The organism is Psychromonas sp., from assembly GCF_047632995.1.
Taxonomy (GTDB): domain Bacteria; phylum Pseudomonadota; class Gammaproteobacteria; order Enterobacterales; family Psychromonadaceae; genus Psychromonas.
The window spans coordinates 1-4246 of record NZ_JBLIEK010000200.1; the positions used below are offsets into that span (position 1 = coordinate 1).

General features: G+C 35.1%; 4 protein-coding genes. 2 read left to right on the plus strand and 2 right to left on the minus strand.

Annotation, left to right across the window (positions count from 1 at the left end):
- Positions 1-629 precede the first annotated feature (629 nt).
- The gene (locus tag ACJAT7_RS18145; protein WP_415228206.1) at positions 630-1319 is read right to left on the minus strand and encodes an EAL domain-containing protein; all 690 of its coding nucleotides are present in this window, start codon (positions 1317-1319) and stop codon (positions 630-632) included.
- Positions 1316-1741, minus strand: coding sequence for a winged helix-turn-helix domain-containing protein (locus tag ACJAT7_RS18150; protein WP_415228207.1), 426 nt, complete (start codon positions 1739-1741; stop codon positions 1316-1318). Before ACJAT7_RS18150 ends, ACJAT7_RS18145 begins: the two co-directional genes overlap by 4 nt.
- A 931-nt stretch (positions 1742-2672) precedes the next feature.
- On the opposite strand from ACJAT7_RS18150, the gene ACJAT7_RS18155 reads away from it, so the two are divergent.
- Together ACJAT7_RS18155 and ACJAT7_RS18160 are read left to right on the plus strand one after the other, a co-directional pair.
- Positions 2673-3137 (plus strand): winged helix-turn-helix domain-containing protein, encoded by a 465-nt coding sequence (locus ACJAT7_RS18155; protein WP_415228208.1) that lies wholly within the window; start codon positions 2673-2675, stop codon positions 3135-3137.
- A 648-nt stretch (positions 3138-3785) separates the two neighbouring features.
- Positions 3786-4246, plus strand: a 461-nt coding sequence (locus tag ACJAT7_RS18160; RefSeq protein WP_415228209.1) for a 2OG-Fe(II) oxygenase, incomplete at its 3' end; no start/stop codon positions are given.

Sequence of the window (4246 nt, forward strand, 5' to 3'; positions counted from 1 at the left end):
AAAACGGTTCATACTTAGTGGAGTTATGCGGCGGAAAAGGTGGTTGAAATCGCTTATTTTATTACGCTATTTATTTACACAAATAATAAATGTAAATATAATTACACAAGAATAGGTTAGATAAGTAACTTACGATGTATTTATTTGTCTATTTTTGGAGTGTCCGGCTGACCTTAAACTAATACTAAACAATTAGAAATAAATAAAAAGCGGCTACAAAGGTAAGTGCATAACAACAAAACTGGTAAACACAAAAACTCAAATACCATAAAAATCCATTTGGCTCTGAGTATTTACTTCACTACTTTCATATTCGTCGTTGCTTCAATCTTCACTTAACATCATGTCTTGTATAAAATCTAATTCGTCTCTGTCTAAGAGTGGAGGAATAGACTCCGTCTTTATAGGTTTGGATTTACTTTCAACAACGACTGATGAAATGGCTTCCACAGCGTCTGAGCAGAATCTCAACTTTTCTTTTTCACTTGATTTTTCAACTCCCCCCATCGTGAGTAATTGAGAAAATGTTATCGCACACCTTAGCTTTTCGTTATCGGCATTAACTCGTTGATAAAATTGTATCAACGATATTAGATTCAACGTAGTTTGGTGTAATTGAGAATTCATAGTCAAGAAACGGCGCTATTTTTAATTTCATCAAAGAAGTAGCCTTGCATAAGACACTGCTGTGTTTTGCAAAAAACATACTTGTCAAAATTATCAACACCGCCAATTATTACTTTGTCAGACTTTCTTTTCATCATTTTAATCATGTGTTTTAACAAAGTTTGGTCATTTTCATATAAATCCCAAAAAAGATTTTTTGACATTTTTATACCGTCAAAATTTATTACATTCACAACATCAAAATTCGCTCGGGCTGTTCCAAAGTCATCCAGCCAAATGCGAACTCTAGGATTTTTTCTAATCTCACTTAACCGATCTCTAATGTGGATTATTGAATGCAAATGACTGCTTTCGACTAGTTCCCATATGATATTATCGCTGCCGAATTCTGATAAAAGCAGTTCAACGTATTTTGACTCTAAAAAATTAATATTCACATTGAGTAAAATAGTAGCGGCTGTTTGTGCCTTTAGATCGTCTAATGTGTGGCGATAAATCATGTACGTTTCGCGACTGCTCAACTCATCAAAAAATTGTTTGGGGCATGTTTGTGTATCATCGTTCATTACAAGACATAGAGCCTCATAAATACCACGTTTATTAGACATACAGTCGGTGATTAACTCAACTCTAGGGTGCACAATATATTTTTTGCTTTTATGCAAGACGGATAAAGACTGAATTTCTATCATTGACATATATCTTGATATGTTTTGAACATTCGATAGCCTTTGCCTTGGACAGTAGCTATTTCCAGACCCGATTTACTAGACAATAACCCCCTTAATTCAGATATGGCGACGGTCACACTGTTGTTTACTGTATTGTTTTCACCCCAAGCATAAGCCAGCAAAAAGTCTCTGCTTAGCACTTCTTCCTGATGTTCGTGGAAGGCGCACAGAATCCGAAACATAGGATTAGATATCCGGTATTGCTTATCCCTTATAACCATTCTGTTTGGTTCAATATAAACGTCTACACCAATTTGCATAACTTTTTTGGTTTTTGGGCAAACAACACAATGTCCAGTGCAGTAATCTACCTTTGAAGTGGATTTATGTTTCGTGCGATCACCACTTTTATACTTATGGGTGTTAATTATGTCTCCAATCATACAAACTAACCTCCTCAAATGGTTAACGCCAGTTGCCCGATTAGGTCGAGACTAAAAGAATAAAGTGCGTGTAAGATTAAAAATTAGCGATTCTTTAAAAAATAGACTTTAGTAGCAGTCAGCACAATAAGTATAAAAAGTATAAAAAGTATAAAAAGTATAAAAAGTATAAAATTCATTTTTTCTCCTTCCGACTGTTCGCATTCGTCATTTACACCGATGCGAGACCATGGACAATAGTATTGGCTTTATTGACACTAATAAGTTGAACGGTAAAAGGTTTGTCACTTAGCAAAACCCTTGCTTTTCATGGGCAATTTCAGCTTTGATGAAATATTGCGAAAACTATTGATGAGCGATAGATTCTTTGCACAAGATCATTTTTTATGGTCGGCACCGATAAAAACAACGATTCTCACTCTCTAACTTCAAATTAATAATCTAAAAATTGATCTTTTTCGCTGAGTTTACGAAATAGACCATATGAGTTAGGCTCAAAGCGCACACGATAAAATGTTTTAATCATTTTGTAAGAGAACGTAACCAAGTCTAATGGCATGCAATAAAATCCAATAAAATCATAGTAATGAAGAAAACTGTTAACATTAATAATAATAATAATAATTGTTTGATGTCAGACGAGCTTGATGTAAGTTGTCGGGCAGTCGAAGATTGATACGTAAGTAAGTTATCACTGAAGGGGCTCGTGTGTTCTAAGCTCAATTGAGAAGTAAACAGTTACGACTTTTATGACATGTATGAATATTAAGGGCGAAAAAGCGATCTAGTGCTTCGTGTAAGATGGAGACCACCGCGCATGAGAGAACGGGGGTAGTAAGACAAGTCGAGCTTACAATGTCTCTCACTAATATGATGAGGCTTTTTAAGATTGTTATTTAATGAATGTAACCCATGGAAGGGAGGGGTGGCGATGTATAACGATACTTACGACAGCAGGTTGACGAACCATATTAACGATGTAGATGAGGGTGTTAATATATCTCTGGGCAATACAAAGGCTGCCAAAAAAAAATTAATTAGTACTCAAAATAAAATTCAAGTATGTGACTCATTTTGTTTTTCATGTCCACATAAAATTAGTAAAATAAGGTTAACTCCTGAAGTCTTTATAACGCGCTCATCGATAACATTTGGCGATAAAAAGGTCACGTTAAATGAACAAAAATTTAGGATGCTATGCGCTTTTAAGCATAACCAGAATAAAACGCTAAGTAGAGCGTTTTTGCTCCACTATGTATGGGGAGTTGACTGTCAGATTGCTAATAACGTCAATGTCATGGTCTCATCATTACGTACATTATTGAGTAGAACTGGATTGGAAATAATTACAGTTCGGAACAAAGGGTATCTCATGACATATCATGAAGGATCTTGATGAGTAAATTACTGGCTTATTTAAATAAACATAAACCTACCAATCTATTCGGTTTATCAAAAGTCGAAAATAATTATGAGCTGCATGCCATACTCTGAGTGTCAGACATGACGGCTTCAGTGATGTAATTAAAAGAGTAAAATTTTTTATACATTTGGTTTTTATAATTATTTTGATGAGAGCCAAGTATATCTTTTTGATCAACATTCTTTAGGCAATCTAAAACAAGAGAAGTAGGAGATTTTCATCATAAACAGAGGATTTTGCGACAGTAAATGCTTACCAACCAACCTTAAAAACATACCTCAATTTGTGTTTTCATTTAGCAATGTTCTCGAGTATCGAGCGTGACAAGCTAGGCAATTTTTCTCAATAGGTCAGCCGCTACCATGACACTGAAGCTCGCCAATAACAATATTAACAGAAGAATTTGACCCATGATGAACAGATTCGAAGCGAAATCACCCCAAAATAAATAGAACGTTACAATATAAACCAAGCAACTAAATTATAAACCTTAGACAATCATTATGATGGCTTTTTACTGAGTTTAATTTAAAAGAGCAAATTCAAATTATAGGAATTAGTGTTCAAGCCTGTATTATAAAGCTTTAGGAAGTTATCTAACAATACAAGCGAGTTGTTTTAATGTGGCTGAATGAAGATAAAATAATCGATTCTGCGATATACGCATATCGAGAGTCTCTATTGAACTCTATTCCCAATTATATTGTTATCGACAATTTATTTGATATTACCAAACTCGATGAAGTAATGGCAGTTTTGCATCAGGCACATTGCTGGCAAGCTCAAACACACACTTATTCTGCTTTATATGTCGATGACGTGCAGTGGCAAAACACCAGCATGGATGAACGCTTCGTGCAGCGGGATGTTTGGCAACGCCAGGCGCATAGCAATAGTAGTGCCTATTCAAATATAGCTCGGGAATTCTTGTCATTTTTGCGTGGGGATGAATTGATGTCCTTATTATCACGCATTTTTAATGTGCAATTAACCGATATTAATGTGGCCAAGCCAGAAATTAATACCAATTATTTTCGCTTAGGTGCTGCCGACTTTGTTAATCAACATGCTGATGATTCCCC